The 249-nt window shown below is 65.5% G+C and carries 1 protein-coding gene; it reads right to left on the reverse strand.

Annotated features, from left to right (window positions below; translation table 11 throughout):
* Positions 1–249 (reverse strand): L-threonylcarbamoyladenylate synthase (locus NLU14_RS22625; protein ID WP_275710841.1); only part of this gene is annotated, 249 nt, incomplete at both ends.

The raw sequence follows: 249 nt of genomic DNA on the forward strand, positions 1-249 counted from the left end.
GGCCAGAAGGCCTCGGCCAGCTTGCGTGACAACGGGTCGAAAATCGCGATCCGCTCCGCCATCGCCATATCCGCGACATGGGCGATGAGCGGGTTGAATCGTGGCCGCCCCTTGGCTTCGAAGATGCGGGCAACCGCCCGGCCGTTGGTGGCGTCCCCGGCGAGGCCATAGACGGTCTCGGTCGGAATGGCGACAACCTCACCGGCTTCAAGCACAGCCAGTGCCGGTTCCAACGCTTCGGATGCGGAT

The sequence above is a fragment of the Marinobacter iranensis genome (genome assembly GCF_029207565.1).
Lineage (GTDB): Bacteria > Pseudomonadota > Gammaproteobacteria > Pseudomonadales > Oleiphilaceae > Marinobacter > Marinobacter iranensis.